Source organism: Shimia sp. W99, from assembly GCF_053851455.3.
The window spans coordinates 2750259-2765455 of record NZ_JBSQBU020000001.1 but is presented as its reverse complement, the minus strand read 5'-3'; the positions used below and the strand labels follow the sequence as shown (position 1 = coordinate 2765455).

Below are 15197 nucleotides of genomic sequence, written 5' to 3'. Positions count from 1 at the left end.
ACTACATTTTCCTCTGGGATCATCCCCCAAGCGGAGGCGCGTTTGGGGCGCCCTGCAACTCCCGTAAGCGTCGCCGGAGCAGGGCGACGTACAGTTCGCCGGTGCGCTGCTGGTGTCTACAATTGCTGACGTTCTTCCAATGCCTGCGGCGGCGGAAGAGTAAATAGGAAATAGGAGGTTCACTTGAAAACCACCATCAAAGCACTTGCTTTTGGCATATCAGTTCTTTCTGTCGGCCACTCAGCATCGGCTCAGAACTCGGATTGGCAGTATGAGGCGACGATCTATCTCTTTGCGCCAGAATCCAAGACAGCGATCACAACGCCGTCAGGGCGGATAGAAGGAACCCTCAGCTTCGCCGATGCGCTGGACAATCTCGACTTTGCATTCATGGGAGCTTTTGGTGCCAGCAATGGCAAATGGAGTTTCCTTGTCGACTACATGTACAATGATCTCTCGTTCAGCAATGCGACGCCGGGGGGGGCGCATTCGGGATTGAATGCGTCGATGACGACCCAGATTCTTAACGGATACGCCGCATATCGGGTGCACGACAGCGGAAATGTGCAGTTGGATTTGGCTGCTGGTTTCCGGTGGTTCGACACGGACACAACGTTGACGCTATTGCCTGGCGCGGCTCCAGGACGCGTCGGCGCTGCCAATGCGAATTGGGTTGATCCTGTTATTGGCTTTCGCGCCCGTGTCGCCTTTTCCGAGCGTTGGAACGGAACTGCCTTCTTCGACTATGGCGGCTTCGAACGCGGCAAAGAGACATGGCAGGCGCTTCTTACGGCCGACTATGAACTCAACGACCGATGGCTGCTGCGCGGCGGGTACCGCTATATTTCGATGGAGAATGTCGTGAACGGCAATCCATTCGAATTTAGCCAATCCGGCCTGATATTCGGCGCAACCTATCGGTTCTAAACAACAAGCAGGAGGAACAAGGTTATGAAGACGGCATTTTTCCCCAAGGTGTCTGCGGTTGTAGCATTTGCATTGTGTGGACTACCTGTTTCTTCTGATGCACAAGAACGCGGCGCCATTGACCGGACGGTTCTGCCCATCGCCGGGCCGCCGCTTCAGCTTTTTGACGATCTGGACGTGCGCGACACCACCAGACCTTCCCTGTTTCAGCCGACCGCCCCGGAAGGTGCGCCGAACGTGATGATCGTGCTGGTAGACGATTTGGGGTTTGCGGGAACCAGCGCCTTTGGTGGGCCAGTTGACACTGAAACTTTTGATCGCCTCGCCGCCGACGGTTTGAGCTTTGTTAATTTTCACACAACGGCGGTTTGTTCCCCGACCCGGGCTGCGATAAAAAGTGGGCGCAACCACCATGTGAACAACATGGGCGGGATCACCGAAAACGCGACAGCTTATCCAGGTGACAGCGGCATGATCCCGGACACGGTCGCGCCTATCGCTGAAATACTGCGCCATAATGGGTATAGCACCGCTGCTTTTGGAAAGTGGCATGAGACAGCAACCTGGGAAACCAGTGTGTCCGGTCCGCATGATCGTTGGCCGACCAGACAGGGTTTTGACAAGTTTTACGGTTTTCTTGGGGGAGAAACCAATCAATGGGCACCGTTCATTTATGACGGGGTGCATCCAGTAGAACTGCCCGACGACCCGAATTATCATTTCCTGACAGACATGACGGATCAGGCGATCTCTTGGATTAAGTACCAAAAGGCGCTTACCCCAGACAAACCGTTCTTCGTCTACTATGCACCGGGGGCGACGCATGCGCCTCATCATGTGCCGCAAGACTGGAGCGCGCGCTGGAAGGACAAGTTCGATCAAGGGTGGGATGCCCTGCGCGACGAAATTCTCGCACGACAGATCGCGAATGGCGTCACCCCAGAAGGTACAGTACTGCCGCCGAAGCCAAGCGCTATCCCAGACTGGGATACCTTGAATGACGATGAGAAAACGCTTTTCACACGACAGGTCGAGGTGTTCGCAGGATACGTGGACATGACCGATTACGAGATAGGCCGTCTCATAGATGGGATCGCGGGCACAGGGCAGTTGGAGAACACGCTTATCTTCCTGGTCTACGGCGACAACGGTACCAGTGCCGAAGGCGGGCGCAACGGTATGTATAACGAGATGACCTATTTCAATGGGGTCACACAGACCGTTGAGGAACTTCTGGAATATGTCGACGTGTGGGGCGGACCCGAAACCTATCCGCATCAGTCGGCCGGTTGGGCGGTTGCCTTCGACACACCATACAAGTGGGTAAAACAGGTCGGTTCTGATTTCGGTGGCACCAAGGTTGGTATGGCAATCCACTGGCCCGCTGGTATCAAATCCAAAGGCGAACTGCGCAGGCAGTTCTCGCATGTCATCGACGTGGCTCCCACCATCCTCGAAGCGATCGGCTTACCTGAGCCACGTATGGTCAATGGTGTGCCGCAGGTTCCCATGCAAGGCACCAGTCTCGTGTACACGTTCGAGGATGCCTCGGCCGCTGAACGCCACACCACCCAGTATTTCGAAATGTTCGGAAACCGGGCGATCTACAAGGACGGCTGGCTGGCTCGGACCATCCACAAAGCACCGTGGGAAGCCAAACCCCGCGCCGCCCTAGCAAATGACACTTGGGAATTGTTCGATACGACCAGCGATTTCAGCCTTGCCCACAACTTGGCCAGTGAGCATCCCGAAAAACTCGCCGAACTCAAGACGGTCTTCATGATCGAGGCTGGTCGCAATCACGTTCTGCCGATCGACGACCGTACCTTTGAACGTTTCGACGCCGCAGCAGTGGGGCGTCCTGATCTGATGGCAGGACGAACATCTCTGTCGCTGGCAGATGGTATGACCGGAATGGGAGAAAATGTCTTTTTGAATGTGAAGAACCGTTCGAAGGCGATCTTGGCGAAGGTTGACGTTCCGGCCGACGGTGGCCACGGTACAATCATTGCGCAAGCCGGACGTTTCGGCGGCTGGTCTCTCTACGTCAAGGATGGTGTACCTGCCTATACCTATAACTTCCTTGGCCTGCAAAGCTTCACGATAGCGGGAAGCGAGCCGCTGTCCAAAGGCCAGCACGAAATCCTGTTTGAATTCGACTATGACGGTGCTGGACGCGGCAAAGGCGGGGCCGGTACACTAAGTGTAGATGGCCGGGAAGTTGCGGAAGGTCGGATAGAACGCACACAGCCGCTGGTTTTCTCGGCTGACGAAACCGCCGATGTCGGGATTGATCTGGCAACTGCTGTCGTGCCGGAAATCGGATCAGAGGCCGAATCCCGGTTCACTGGCAAGGTACTAAATGTATCGATCTCTGTTGCAGAATGACATTGGGGGTCCATTCATGCATATTTAATTTTGGCACTGGGTGGTTCCCGTGCTGGTCTTTTGGGCTTGCTGTCTCCATTCGGTACGGCAGCCTTTTCACCGGTCCGAATTTGTTTTCGATGTCGGCTTTTTAGAAGGCAACCTACCCAGCTTACGCCTGCAGAAAAGGCCAAGTACCCGCTTTGAGACGGGTGCTGAATAATAAACCAATGAACAGAAAGGGCTCGATCCAGACCTTCGCCGCGGGCCTTAAAAAGGTCCGCTAAGGTAGGCTTGTAGGGTTGCGGTAGTGTGAATGCGCCCTCTAGCTTTCGATCTTTTTACCAAATGCTTCTGCTGCCTTCCTGAGAGGATCATCAGCCAAGTGGGCATAGCGCTGCGTGGTGAGCGGGTTTGTGTGGCCAAGCAGCTTGCCGACGATGGCCAAGCTCGTTCCGCCGGACACAAGATGCGACGCGAGCGTATGCCGATTGTCGTGGATGCGATAATCGTCAATTTCAGCATCCCTGATAATCGACCTCCAGAATCTTTTGAGGTCAACGACGGGCTTTTCTGTAGACTTGCCTGGGAAGAGGTATTTCGATTTTGCATCGCTGACAGTCGCCATCTTGACCAAAAGGCGAACTGCCGGTCCCGACAGAGGAAGGTGTTCGGTCCGTTTCTGCTTTGTGTGATGTGAAGGCTTGATCCAAGTGCCGCGGTCCAGATCGAAGTCAGACCACTGCGCAGAAAGAACTTCGCCGATCCGCGATCCTGTCAGCAGTTGAAGTCTGATTGCGTTTGCGGCCAACTGGTTGGGATGGGCGTCCAAGGCAGACAATAATCTTTCGAGCTCTTCGTTGGACAGCCAACGATGACGCTTTTCTTCCGTGTATTTATCAACCCCGCGCGCTGGGTTGTTCGGGCGCCAGCCCCATCTAATCGACAGTTCGAACATCTTTGACAAAAGCGCGAGGACTCGGTTTGCCTGATACGGAGTGTCGCAAAGGGCATTGTGCAGGGTTTGTACATCTTTGTGTGTAACCTCCGCGACCTTGAGTTTTCCGAGCTTTGGGACGATCAATCTGCTAAGCATCGACTGGTCATTGGCTACACTCTTTGGACGTTTCTTCGGAATAGCGTGCGTAACCAGATACTGCTCGCCCAGTTCTTCCATCGTCGGCGCATCACGCAATGCCCTGGATTGCGCGACCGGGTCACCGCCTCGGATCACATCCGCCAGATAACCCGAAGCAATGTCTCGGGCCTGAGCGAAAGACATCAAAGGCCCATGCCTTCCGATGGTCTTCCTTCTGGATCGCCCGGTTTGTTGGCTCCGGTATTGAACAACGTAGCTCTTCGTGCCGTTGGATTTCACCCGAAGGCCAAATCCCGGCAATCCGGCATCCCAGAAAATCACGTCCTTCTCGCCTGATTGCAATTTGTCGGTGACGGATTTTGACAGCTTGAGCTTTGGCATTGGGTTCTCTCTGTGAATTAAATAGGGTAAGCAAAAGGTAAGCAAAAGGTAAGCAACTGGCGATGAATAATAAAGGGGCGCATAGAAGCGAAAGGTGCCAATAGTTCAGTTTATTACTTATAAACAAGTATGATGTAGAGGCGAGCTGCGCCGTGTCGAAAAGGATAGAAAACTAAGTCGTAAGACTTTTAATCAGTGGGTCGTAGGTTCGAGTCCTACACGGCTCACCACTTTGTCTTGATAAGACAGTGTGTTGCACGCGCATCTTTTGGGGCGCGGTGCGCGCGCCATTGGCGGTCGCTGTCGCGGCAAGAAAATCTGACTGCATGCAACCACGTGTCGGCGGCATGCCCCCTTTCACCGGAGCCGAACGCCCTACCCGAAGGCTAGCTCCAGCTTCATGGCCGAGTTTCCTGGCGCGTATCCGCATGTCCGAAAAGATCGGATTCGAAAGCAAGGCCGGCGTCGGGGCCATGCCGTTGCAATCGTGGCGCGGGTTACTCGAATGCTTCGAAGATCTCTTTCACGGCATCGTCCACGGCGCCGGCCAAAAGTTTTCCGCCATCATCGTCGCAGGCGTCCTTGAGCTCTTCGACAAACTCGTCCTTGAGGCTGCCAAGGCTGCTTTCCGGGACGGTTGCCACGACGTCGATCTGGCGGTTGTAGAGCGAGACCATGGCCATCAGGCGCACGATCCGGATCACCTGTTCCGGGTCGTTCTCGAATTCAGTCAGAACGCTTTCGCAGCTGTGATGCATGAACGGAGCTGCGGACGCGATGATTTCGTCCATTTGTTCGTCCGCGGACGCGGTCCCGGAAATTGCCATCAGGCCAATTGAGGTTGCGGCATAGAGTGTATGTCTGAACATGTGGGTCACCATTGTTTTTAAGGCGTCGTTGCGGGCCGATCACTTTTTCTTCCGGTAGCCGGCGATGGCGCCGACGACGGCACCCGCCTTGGCGCCATCACTTCCCCCGACGAGATACCCGACACCCGCGCCCACAGTGGCGCCCTTCACCGTGTTCTTGGTGCGCTTGGACTGTGCATCGGCGACTGTCGGCATCGCGAGGCTTGTCGCCAAAAACAGCGCGACGGCTGTCGTCAGCATTGTTCTGGTCTTCAACATGGTCAGGTCTCCTTTGTTGATCGTAATTGTTCGGTGTCGGTTCTAGCTCCAGGTTGCGTCACCGCATGGGTCGGGCAGACGGGAAAGCCCAACTCCCATCAAGAATTTCCGGGCTGGGCTGATAGAGACGCACAGTATAGTTCCAATCCTCCATGATTGGCAGGCAGTTCACGCGCCCGTCTTCGCATCCGCCCAAATGAACCGTCGTCGAGCCGTCATCGTTGCGTTTGCCCATGACCGAATTGACGACGTAGCCGTCAACCGCGTTGGGTTCGAAAAAGCCGGTGGCATTATAGAGGCTGATGGACCAGAACGCGCCAACAGGCACGTCCGCCGGGACGTCGATCTTGTATTCTCCTACGGGGAGGTTGGGTTCAACACTGAGATAATACGCCTCCTGCTCGGGCAGCCCACCCCAGCCAACCGCGGTGCCAATGAAGTGCATCACCGGGTTCACGCTGTCTCTTGTCCCAAAAACGCCTGCGCTGGATGTCGCGAATCTGCCAAGCTCCATCGCTGCCCGCACCACACCTTCATAGCTTGCCTCATCATAATTCGGCATCACGAAGGGTGTGGCCGATGCCGCGTCGATTTTCATCTGATCCTGAAGCGCGTTGACGATGGCAACATCGGCAGGGTCGTTGGCGTCCACAAGCGTGCGCATCAGGACGATGACATAGGGCGTGCCAAAGGTGTCCATGTCGAGCTCGTAAGTCCCGCCGCCATGGAACACCGCGTCGACGTAGTGATCCTGGTCAACAACCATGGTGGCCATGTAACGATCCCCAGCGTCCGGGAGGGTCAGGGTCGCGCCCTTTGAAATATCGACGACCACGGAACTATACAGGGTGTCCCGGTTCATCCGAACGGTCGGCTGGACATCGATCGGGGTCGGTTTCCGGAAATGGAAGAATTTGTTGATCCCGCCCGCGAGAGCGACGTACTTGTCCAGCTCAATGTCGGTCGCCGCGCGGATGAAGTTGTTGATTGTGACCGGGGTGGCGTGTGCATCCACGATTTTGCTCAGGTTGTCCTGGGCCAACTCGGCCGACGTTGCTCCGGACAGCATCGTGACAGCCGCAGCAACCTTGACCCCCATTGCGAAACGACAAGTCCTGTTCATATCAATTCTCCAAAAAAATCTATAAATGTTACGTGCGGCGACCCGGAATGGTCAAACCCTGTTGCTTTGCTGAAGTGCGGGCGCGGTCACTATGCCGCTCCTCGCTAGGTTGTGTCATCGGACATTTCCCGACAGATTGACGGCATGCGTCTCAACATGGTGACAATCCGGGAGTTTTCGCATGTGGTTGACCTGCTTGATCGGTTTGCCGCACCGGAAATTGTGGATGGCGCCCTTCTGTCTGCAGGATTGGATCGCTCCGTCCTGAAAGAGAAAGCGGGTTTTGCCCCCTATGCCGCAGAGGGCGTTGTGGTCGAGGCCGTGGCACGTTCCATCGGGGATCGACATCTGGGGGCAAGGGTTGGCCATGCGTTCGACTATTCGACATACGGTGCCTACGCGACCTATGTGCTGGGCGCGCCCGATCTGGGAACGGCGCTCGAAAGAGGACGGCGGGCGCTGGTGCTGACGCATCCCGGTTCTTCAATCACGTTCCGGCAAACCGGGTCGCATCTCGTGGTCGGGCGGGATTCAAGGGGATTGACGATCACCGGTCACAGGCATCTCGACGAAGGCACGGTGTTCGTCATCGGGGCCGTGGCGCGGCATTTCCTCGGGGCGGGCTGGGTGCCGGACTGGGTCGAAGTCCCCGATGAGCCGCGAAATTGCATTGAAACACTCGAGCGTCTTGTTGGGGCGCCGGTGCACGTCCGCGCGGGTCCCCCTGGTATTGCCATCCGGCTGTCTGAACTGCCGACGCTGAACCCGGACGTGTCGCATCGGCAAGACAAGATCACGCTGCAGGACCTGGCCGGGCTGATGGGGGTTTCCCCTGTACAGACCGTCGCCGATGTCGTCGAACACATTCTCCGCATCACCTTTGCACATGGGGACGTGTCCGAGGTATCCGTGGCGCGGCACCTCGCGATCGGGCCAAGGACATTGCAGCGCGCCCTGCGACGGGAAGGGACGTCGTTCAGGGAGGTACGGGCAGGGTTCGCAGAGAAAAGCGCACGTCATCTCGTCGCGCGGACGGGTAGATCTCTGGAAGAGATCTCCAGCATGCTGGGTTACAAGCATCCCAGAAGCTTTCGGCGCGCTTTCAAAGGCTGGACGGGAGTTTCGCCATCCGGGTATCGCGCCAACCCGCCCGGAGCGTGAAAAGCTCGCTGGGGCACAGGGCCTCCGGGGGGCGCATGCTTTTGGCGGGTATACATGTACGGCCTGCACAAAGGCGGTTGCAGGAGCGGGCGGGCGTTATATACCAAAGTGATCCACAGGAATGGAAAACCGCCCCGTGATTGTAAGTTTCAGCAAGAATTTCCTGCTTATCAAGACACGCAAGACTGCCGGGACTTCGGTCGAGCTGGCCTTGTCGCCCTTTCTCGAGGCTGGTGATGTCGCGACGCCGATCAATCCGAAGGAAGAGGAAACGCGCAATGCTGGCGAAGGGGTTGTGATCGGGCGGCCTGCACGGCTGGGCATCAGCCTCAGGGATCATTCGCCGCTGTGGCGGGCGCGGTTCGTCTATGGCCGACGGATCGACGACATGCGCATCGTTACCATCGCGCGCAATCCGTGGGACCGGGCGGTTTCGCAGTTCTTCTGGACCATGCGGCGCACCGACATGCGGGCGCGGGATTTTGACGAACAGCGCGCGGCGTTTGCCAAATATACCCGCACCTATGGTCCGCGCGGACCGTTGGACTGGGTCTATGGGCGCAAGCGGCAGCGCGCCTTGTCCAATCACCACATGTACAGCCGCAAGGGTGAAAACCAAGCCGCCTTTGTCATCTTCTTTGAACGTCTCGAGGAAGACCTCGCACGATTGGGACAGGGACTTGGCCTTGACGGGCGCCCGGTGCCGCCGAATGCGAAATCCGGTATCCGCCCCAAGACGGCGCGGCGCTGGCAGGAATATTACGACAACGACCTCAGGGATTTCGTGGCGAGGCATTGCCGCCGGGAAATCGAGGATTACGGGTATGATTTCGAAGGCAAAGCCGCGCCGGAATACCGCAAGTCGCTCTGGTAGGGCACGGTCCTAGCGCGCTCCGACAACCACGAAAGGTGCCCAGACCGACGGGTGGGCGTGATGCGTGATGTCCCCGCGATCTATCATGTCCAGCATTGCCCGGCGCAGGCGCTGTGCCTTGGCGGCGCCCTCCGCTTCTGGTGGGGCCGAGAGCGTGGCCAGTGTCAGCCGTGCGGCGGCATCGTCGCGCACCGGCCAGTGTGACACGAGAAGTGACTGCGCCCCCGCAAAGAGAAATGCGCTCGCCAGCCCCGACAGACCCTCGCCACCCGGCGCGCCATCGGACGCCGCCGTGTTGCAGGCCGACAGGATCACCCAATCCGCCACGAGATCCAGCCGGGCCGCTTCGGAAGCGGTCAGTAGCCCGTTGTCGGTTTCGTCCGGTTGATCGGGCGCGGAGAAGGCGAGCGCCGGTTCGCTGAGCCCGCTCAGGTCGCCCGCCACGAGCCCGTGGGTTGCGAACACCACGATTTCAGCGTCGCGCAGGCGTGTAGATGATTTGACGGCGGCCTCTGTCGCGTCGGCTCCAAGGGCGAGCTGGTCGAGCGGTGTATCCAGCGCATCGGCCAGCCCCAGCAGTTCGCGCCGGGTGCCCGGCAGGCGGGCCAGTGCGCGCACCCCGTCCGCTGCGTCGGCGCTGCGGGTGAACAGCGTGGCGATCTGAGGTGTTTTGGCATCCGGCGCGCCCTGAAATGCCGGATCGGCAAATCCCGCGAGTGTGACTTTGGGAGGGCGTGTCGGCTGTGCTGCGCGCTGGGCAAGGAAGGCGGCGGCAGAAGGGACCGTGGCAAAGCCAAAGCGGCGGATCAGCCACGGGGCGGACTGGAAATCGGCATCAGTTTCAAGGGCGACAGGACGGTCCAGCAACACGGCAAGGGGCAGGCCGGACAGAGCGCCTTCCTTGACGACATAGACTGTCTCGACGCCGTCCAGACTGTCCGAGATCGGCGCGAACAGCGCCTGATAGAGTCTGTGGGCTGTTTCGGCATCAAAGGCGGGGGCCGCATCCTCGGCAAATTCTTCATCCAGCGCCTGCGCGGCGCGCGATGGGCCGGAGGGATCGAGATCGGCTCGCAGGCGCCGGATTGCATGGTCCAGTTCCCGATCTGTAAGGGGCGAACGCGCCCATGTGGCCGATGTTGCGGTCATGGCAAAAAGATAGGTTTCATCCGGCGTCGACACCGGCATGAAAAACGCTTCGCCCGGGGCCAGAGACGACTGGATCTCGGAAACGGATACTGTGCGGGGCTGGGTCAGGCGGGCAAAGTCCGGGAACTGAGACGCCAGCGTGCGATCGGTTTGAGCGATCCGTTCGGAGAGCTGTTCAAGCTGTCCACGGAAAGCTGCAAGGCGGGGGTCGCCTTGTTGTGCGTGGGTCAGCAGCTCGATGTATTGCGCGTCCGTCGCGCGCCACAGGTTCACCAGTTCCTGCTTTTGTCGCGCCAGCGCGGCCAGTGCGTCGTCCCCGGCGGCAAACCGCGCCGCGACGCGCTGGGCGACATGGGCGGCCTTGCTGGCCTGCGCCCACTGCGCCGCCTCGAAGGCCCGGTTCAGGCCCGTGTCGCGATCCGTTTCCCATGTTGCAACTACGCTGGAGAGCACCTGCCGCCGCGTGTCGCGCAATTCGCCTGCGCCGGTGGTGGCCTCGGTGTCCATTTGCCAGCGGTTCGCCAGAAAGCCCTGCATCGCGGCATCGGACAGCTGTGCGCCAGTTGCCGCGTCGCCCGCACCAAGATGCAACCAAGCCTGATTGAACGTCGCCTTGATCAGTTCGGGGTGGTTTGGCGGCAGGGCGCCCGCCAGCGCAACCTGTGCCTCGCTGGCGAGCTCGATGGCCCCGGCAAAGTCATTCGCAGCGCCCCGCGCGGCGGAGAGGTTCAGCGCGGCGCGCGCGAACCGCGCCGGGTCATCGCTCTGGCGTTGGATGACAACGGCCTTTTCAAGCGCCTGCGTTGCATTGGTGATCTGGCCCGACTGCAGGAGCGTCAACCCGAGGTTTGAAAAGGAAACCCCGGTCTTGAGGTGACCCTCGGGGAAGATTGCAAGGCGGATGTCGAGCGATTGGCGTTGCGCCGTGAATGCGCCGTTGAGATCGCCTTCGGCGCGCAGCGTTTCGCCAAGCCCGTCAAGGACGTTGGCGCGCACTTCTGAGGTGGATATCCCGGCCCCGACCAACATGGAATCGGCCTGAAGAAACAGGCCCCGCGCCTCGGCAAACCGCCCCTGTCCGCGTAGGATCGCGGCAAGGTTGCCGATCACGGTGGCCATGTCACGGGGGGACCATTGGGGGCTGGGGACCATGTCGGCCTGTTGCAGCAATGCCTGCCGGTAATAGGTTTCCGCGTTGCGTGGATCGCCGTTCAGAGAGGACAGACGCCCCAGCGCGTTGAGCACGCGCACCGTGTCGTGTGCGGGCAGCTCGGCCAGCATTGGCACCACCTGGTTGAGAATGGCTATGCCGTTCTGAACATAGCCATCCTGCGCCGTGAAATACGCAAGGTTGGTGACGTTGGTGATCAGGTCTTCCTTGCTGGCCTCGGGGCTGTTCAGGGTGAGTTCGACCGCTTCCTGTTGCAAAAGCCGGGCTTCTTCAAAACGGTTGAGATCGCCAAGGATCGTGGCCAGAAGCGCCTTGGAGTGGATGATGACATTGTCGATCCCGCCGTGATCCAGGCGCAGTTGCAGCGCGCGGCGCGCGGTTTCCTCGGCCTCGATCAGCCTGCCCTGCTGGGCTTGCGTGGCGGCGATGTTGTGCAGGGTCGAGGCGATGGAAAGCTCGTTTTCCGGGATCGACGCGTTGAGCGCGTAGGTTTCGAGATAAAGCGCCTCGGCCTCGGCATAGCGGCCTGCGTAATAGAGTTCATTGGCTCGCATCGCGGTCTCGAAAGCCTGCGTGATGATCTTGCCTTCGGCCTCGGTCAGGTCACGCGCCTGCGCCGGGGTGGTCAGGCCCGTTGAGAGGGCAAGGCAGGCGGCAAGGGCAAAGGGTTTCATGTGCAGTTACTCAATCAGAGGGCATCACGATCAGGCAGGAGGTATAGGCATCGTCCGAGGGACAGTTTTCGGCGCGCTGGCCCGGTTGGTCCGTGGTCGAGGCGGCGGTATGGGCGGCGTGAAGGAAAAGCTCCAGCGTGTCGCGGCTGGCGCGGCGCGCTTGCGTGGCACCGAAACCGGTATCGGATTTTCGGGCCAGATCGGCCTGCCGCCAGCGCAGCGCCTTGCGGGCGTATTCGAGCGTCTTTTCAGGCACATCGCCATGACGCAGGACATTGGCCGCCGAATAGAGAAAGAAATCCCGGTTTGGCATCTGATGCTTTTCATGCGCCACCAGAACCCGGTCGGTCACGGCGATGAAGGCGGCGGTGGCGATCGGCTCCTGCGCCACCAACTGGCCATAGATACGCATCATTTCGACGTAGAACTCTGCAACAAGTGCGTCAACGTCCAGCCCCGCGCCGTCGGCAATAGTGCGTGATTGCATGAGCAGGTCGAGCGCGGCGTCGATCTGGCCATCTGCGGCCAGAATACGTGCCTGGCGTTGCAGCAGTGTGTAGCGCTGACGCGGGCTGGCGGAAACCTCCATCGCGGCGGCCAGTGCGGCGCGCTCGACGTCCGGGCGGTTGATCTCGGTGGCGGCGGCGGCGAGACCGTTCAGGGTGGAAAAGGCGATGTCGGCTGCTTCCGTATTCACATGGCCCCACCAATCGGGTTGGCCGGACAATTGCCACGGCGTCGTTGTCATGTAACCAAGCGCCCGCATGTAGGCATTCGCCGCCTCGCGGTGGCGCCCGAGGGAAAACAGCGCCTCGGCGGTGAGCTTTTCCGCCTCGGTGTTCACCGCGCGCAGGTCGGCCTCGGTAAAGCTCGTGTCCATCGGCAGAAGCGCCGATCCGGCCAGCACCAGCACCCGTCCATAAGACCCGGAGGACTGAGCGTCGTAGGCGGTTTCCAGCGTGTCACGCGCGATGTCGAGCGCGGATGTGTTGAAATCCCCAAGCTGTCCCTCGGCCCATTCGGCGGCGTGTTTCTCGTAATCGGCAATGTCCTCTGCACCAAACGTGCGGGCCAAAGTGGGCAGGGCAAGGGTCAGCGCGGCATGGGCCTCGGCAAAGCGGCCCAGATCGGCAAGCGCGTAGGCGCGCGAGGCCATCAGTGCGGCCTGAAAATCCGATTGCCCGGCATCGCCCGCGATCAGAGCAAGCCCGTCTTCGGCTACCTGCAGGGCATAGGCGGGATTGCGGGCCTCGAGCCGCAGGTGATCGGCCAGCATCGCATAAAGAATCGAAAGGTCCGGGTCGATGACACCCGAAGCCTTGACGCTGCGCAGGATGCCCGCAATTCCGAGCGCCATCTCATCGGGGTTCGCGCCCCTTTGGAACAGCGCGTCGATCTCGGCCATGGCCTGATCGAGCGTGTAGGCGTGTACAGGTGAGGCAAAAAGGGTGAGACAGGTCAGGCAGGTGGCAAGCAGGCGGCGCATCAATACCCCCCGTGCCCGACGATGACGAAAGGCGCCCAGGCGGCGGGGTGGGCCAGTGTCGGATCGCTTTCGTCCATCAACAGGGCCTGCATCGCCGACTGCAGGGCTTCGGCCTTGCGTCGTGCGCCGTTCGCGGCGCGCAGGGCGGTGAAGGTGTCGGTGGTCAGCCGCGCCGCGGCGTCGTCACGCACGGGCCAGTGCGACACCAGCAAGGAGCGCGCCCCGGCAAAGAGAAAGGCCCGCGCCAGCCCGGAAAGTCCTTCGGCATCGGGGCGGCCATCGCTTCCGGCGGTATTGCAGGCCGACAGGACCACCCAATCCGCCGCGAAACGCATGCCCGCGATCTCGGAACTTGTCAGCAAGCCGTCATTCCCCGGCGCCACGGTGTCAGGCGGGGTCAGGACAAGCGCGGGCTCTGCCAGCCCGCGCAGCTCGCCGGACAACAGCCCGTGGGTGGCAAAGGCGATCACCTTGGCGCGATCAATGGGGGCGGCGCGCACGGCAGGCTCGGAGGCGTCGGCACCCAGATGGACCTGGCTTTGGTCGCGGCCCAGAACCTCGGCCAGCCGATCAATCTCGGTCCGCGTGTTGGGCAGTGGGGCCAGCGCGCGGATGCTGTCGAGATCGGCCGCGCCAGAGCGGAAGAACTGTCCGCCTGTCGGGTTGGACAGCGCGCCGGAAAAAATCGGGTCGCCGAACCCGAGAAAGGCAAGCTGGTCGTCGGACGGAGTGGCGCGGGAGCGGCTGACAAGGGCGAGGCTCTCGACCGAAGGCAGGGTGGTTAATGCGTGGCGTTGAAACATCCAGCCCGTCGCGCGCAGGGCGTCTGGGTCGGTATCCTCGCCGCTGATCTGGCGGTCCGTGACCAAAAGGCTGAAGGGCAGACCGGACAGGGGGCCGTCCGCGACGGTGTAGATGTGGTTGAGGCCCTTGAGATATGGCTCCAGCGGGAAGATCAGTTCGGAATAGAGCAGCCACGCGTTCAGCCGATCAAAAGCCGGGGTCGAAGGCCCGTCAAAAGCGCCGTCCAGCGCTTCGGCGGCGCGCACTGTCGCTGCGGCCTGAAGCGAATGACGAATGGCCGTGACGCTTTCACCAATTTCCGAGGTGCCCAGCGAAAGGCGGTGCCACGCGGCGGCGTCCGGGGTGATCAACCAGACAAACGTGCGCCGCTCGCCGGAATAGAGAAACAAGAGCCCCTCGTCGGCGGCGAGATGGGATTGCACTTCCGCAACCGAAAGCGGGTGCGGGCGGGCCAGCTTGTCGAATTCGGGGAACTCGGTTGCGATGGTGGCATCGAGCGCCGCGATCTGCGTGTTGAGATGGCTGATTTCTCCCGAAAGCCGGGTGAATTCGGCGCGCGCATCCCCTGCCGACTCTCCGCCCAATCGTGCCAGCGCGGCCTCGTTGGCCTGTACCTGATCGGCGAGAACCTGGCGGTCCTGAAGGTGTCGGGCCAGCGCGTCATCCCCTGCCGCAAGGCGTTGGCTGGTCTGTTGCAGCGCGCTTCCGGCAGAGGACAGGAAGCCCCATTGCGCGGCCTGAAACGCTTCGTCCAGCAGGGTGATCCGCTGCGGTTCGGGCGCGGCGTGGCTTTCGCAGGCCAGCCCGGTCAGCGTGATCAGCGAGGCCAGGAATAGAACCATACGGCAGAGCAT

General features: G+C 60.3%; 11 protein-coding genes. 4 read left to right on the top strand and 7 right to left on the bottom strand.

Annotation, left to right across the window (positions count from 1 at the left end; translation table 11 throughout):
• Positions 1-183: 183 nt before the first annotated feature.
• Positions 184-927, top strand: a complete 744-nt coding sequence (locus ACS3QZ_RS13480) for an outer membrane protein (RefSeq protein ID WP_456038303.1) — start codon at positions 184-186, stop codon at positions 925-927.
• Positions 928-951: 24 nt separating this feature from the next.
• On the top strand, positions 952-3315 hold the full coding sequence (locus ACS3QZ_RS13475; RefSeq protein WP_456038302.1) for an arylsulfatase: 2364 nt from the start codon (positions 952-954) through the stop codon (positions 3313-3315).
• 304 nt (positions 3316-3619) lie between these two features.
• Here ACS3QZ_RS13475 and ACS3QZ_RS13470 read toward each other — a convergent pair whose 3' ends face one another.
• The 4 genes from ACS3QZ_RS13470 to ACS3QZ_RS13455 all read right to left on the bottom strand — a co-directional run bounded on the left by ACS3QZ_RS13470 (position 3620) and on the right by ACS3QZ_RS13455 (position 7024).
• Positions 3620-4774 carry a tyrosine-type recombinase/integrase gene (locus tag ACS3QZ_RS13470; RefSeq protein WP_456038301.1) on the bottom strand — a complete coding sequence of 385 codons (1155 nt, stop codon included), beginning with the start codon at positions 4772-4774 and terminating at the stop codon, positions 3620-3622.
• A 497-nt stretch (positions 4775-5271) separates the two neighbouring features.
• A complete protein-coding gene (locus tag ACS3QZ_RS13465; RefSeq protein ID WP_456038300.1) occupies positions 5272-5643 on the bottom strand; it encodes a hypothetical protein in 372 nt (123 codons plus the stop codon).
• 39 nt (positions 5644-5682) lie between these two features.
• Complete coding sequence (locus ACS3QZ_RS13460) at positions 5683-5901, bottom strand: YMGG-like glycine zipper-containing protein (protein ID WP_456038299.1); 219 nt, start codon at positions 5899-5901, stop codon at positions 5683-5685.
• Between the two features lie 58 nt (positions 5902-5959).
• The gene (locus ACS3QZ_RS13455; protein ID WP_456038298.1) at positions 5960-7024 is read right to left on the bottom strand and encodes a DUF1214 domain-containing protein; all 1065 of its coding nucleotides are present in this window, start codon (positions 7022-7024) and stop codon (positions 5960-5962) included.
• Between the two features lie 144 nt (positions 7025-7168).
• On the opposite strand from ACS3QZ_RS13455, the gene ACS3QZ_RS13450 reads away from it, so the two are divergent.
• Both ACS3QZ_RS13450 and ACS3QZ_RS13445 read left to right on the top strand, forming a co-directional pair.
• Complete coding sequence (locus tag ACS3QZ_RS13450) at positions 7169-8185, top strand: AraC family transcriptional regulator (RefSeq protein WP_456038297.1); 1017 nt, start codon at positions 7169-7171, stop codon at positions 8183-8185.
• Between the two features lie 121 nt (positions 8186-8306).
• Entirely contained in the window at positions 8307-9059 is a 753-nt protein-coding gene (locus ACS3QZ_RS13445; RefSeq protein ID WP_456038296.1) for a hypothetical protein, read from the top strand.
• Positions 9060-9068: 9 nt separating this feature from the next.
• On the opposite strand, the gene ACS3QZ_RS13440 is transcribed toward ACS3QZ_RS13445, so the two are convergent.
• From ACS3QZ_RS13440 to ACS3QZ_RS13430, 3 genes are read right to left on the bottom strand one after another with little or no spacing between them, the layout of a single operon-like run.
• Positions 9069-12053, bottom strand: coding sequence for a CHAT domain-containing protein (locus ACS3QZ_RS13440; RefSeq protein ID WP_456038295.1), 2985 nt, complete (start codon positions 12051-12053; stop codon positions 9069-9071).
• 10 nt (positions 12054-12063) lie between these two features.
• Positions 12064-13539, bottom strand: coding sequence for a hypothetical protein (locus ACS3QZ_RS13435; RefSeq protein WP_456038294.1), 1476 nt, complete (start codon positions 13537-13539; stop codon positions 12064-12066).
• Positions 13539-15197, bottom strand: a complete 1659-nt coding sequence (locus ACS3QZ_RS13430; protein ID WP_456038293.1) for a CHAT domain-containing protein — start codon at positions 15195-15197, stop codon at positions 13539-13541. The genes ACS3QZ_RS13435 and ACS3QZ_RS13430 overlap by 1 nt, the downstream gene beginning before the upstream one ends.

Coding starts and splice junctions, on each gene's coding strand:
- ACS3QZ_RS13445 (WP_456038296.1), top strand. CDS start 8,307: ATGGAAAACCGCCCCGTGATTGTAAGTTTCAGCAAGAATTTCCTGCTT.
- ACS3QZ_RS13430 (WP_456038293.1), bottom strand. CDS start 15,197: ATGCTCTGCCGTATGGTTCTATTCCTGGCCTCGCTGATCACGCTGACC.
- ACS3QZ_RS13450 (WP_456038297.1), top strand. CDS start 7,169: ATGCGTCTCAACATGGTGACAATCCGGGAGTTTTCGCATGTGGTTGAC.
- ACS3QZ_RS13455 (WP_456038298.1), bottom strand. CDS start 7,024: ATGAACAGGACTTGTCGTTTCGCAATGGGGGTCAAGGTTGCTGCGGCT.
- ACS3QZ_RS13465 (WP_456038300.1), bottom strand. CDS start 5,643: ATGTTCAGACATACACTCTATGCCGCAACCTCAATTGGCCTGATGGCA.
- ACS3QZ_RS13460 (WP_456038299.1), bottom strand. CDS start 5,901: ATGTTGAAGACCAGAACAATGCTGACGACAGCCGTCGCGCTGTTTTTG.
- ACS3QZ_RS13440 (WP_456038295.1), bottom strand. CDS start 12,053: ATGAAACCCTTTGCCCTTGCCGCCTGCCTTGCCCTCTCAACGGGCCTG.
- ACS3QZ_RS13475 (WP_456038302.1), top strand. CDS start 952: ATGAAGACGGCATTTTTCCCCAAGGTGTCTGCGGTTGTAGCATTTGCA.
- ACS3QZ_RS13435 (WP_456038294.1), bottom strand. CDS start 13,539: ATGCGCCGCCTGCTTGCCACCTGCCTGACCTGTCTCACCCTTTTTGCC.
- ACS3QZ_RS13470 (WP_456038301.1), bottom strand. CDS start 4,774: ATGCCAAAGCTCAAGCTGTCAAAATCCGTCACCGACAAATTGCAATCA.